This window comes from Vibrio sp. R-1 (genome assembly GCF_035615595.1).
Classification (GTDB): Bacteria; Pseudomonadota; Gammaproteobacteria; order Enterobacterales; family Vibrionaceae; genus Vibrio; species Vibrio cholerae.
Window position 1 is genome coordinate 1 of record NZ_WPDC01000227.1, and the last position, 986, is coordinate 986.

1 pseudogene is annotated in these 986 nt (G+C 39.4%); it reads right to left on the bottom strand.

Annotated elements, in window-relative coordinates:
• Positions 1–20 precede the first annotated feature (20 nt).
• Positions 21–886 (bottom strand): annotated as a pseudogene (gene blaPSE / locus GOU96_RS17780) (PSE family carbenicillin-hydrolyzing class A beta-lactamase).
• Positions 887–986 lie beyond the last annotated feature (100 nt).

Below are 986 nucleotides of genomic sequence, written 5' to 3' on the forward strand. Positions count from 1 at the left end.
TGAGGCGTTTGTTAGCCTTATCAACGCGACTGTGATGTATAAACTTCAAAAATTGAACGACCAATCTTAACTATCGCATCATTTCGTTCTGCCATTGAAGCCTCGGTTTGAGCTAGATAAATACTTACGATAATCGGTTTTTTTTCTTCACTCCACACAATCGCTGTAATACTCCTAGCACCAAATCCACCTCTCCTGAGCGATCAGCAATACTCCACTTCACTGGCAATACTGACCTCAATAAATTACCCGTAACTTGATTGTTCACCATCCAAGACTCTAATTTTTTCTGACTAGCTTCAGATAATGTGGAACCAAATAATAATTGATTTAACGTGCTGGTTATTGCATTAGGCGTTGTCGTATCCCTCAAATCACCGAGTTTACCTTCATTGAGCTCAGGCTCGACACGATCTAGACGAGTTTCTTTGTCACCAATTTGTCTCAGAAAATCAGTAATGCTTTTAGGATCACCGACAGCATTTATAACAATATTGGCTGCTGTATTGTCGCTTGTTGTCATAGTAGCAAAGCATGCATCAGAGAGCGTTATTGGTTTACCTACTTGCTTTTCTAATACAGGCGAATACGTAACAAGATCTGCTTTCTTAACCTCAACTGTACTATTGAGATTAACTTTCCCATGCTCTGCATCATACAGCAACTTAGCACAAGCTATTGTTTTGAAAGTACTTGTTAATGGAAATCGTTGATCACCATTATAATCCCAGCTTTCGCCATTTTGAGTATCCAAAATGGCGACTCCTATACGAGCAGAGAGTGAAGACTCAATTCCCTTAATTTCTTGTTCAACTGATTGAAATTTTGAACTGCTTGCAAAAACTACAGATGGCATTAAAAGCGCAAATACCAACAAAGACTTCATGTATGTGACCCCATAATATTGATTGGCATACATCTTAACTTAAAGCATTAGGCACTGAAATAAGGCTAACGCCCGCCTAAGGGGCTGGCAACGCATTACA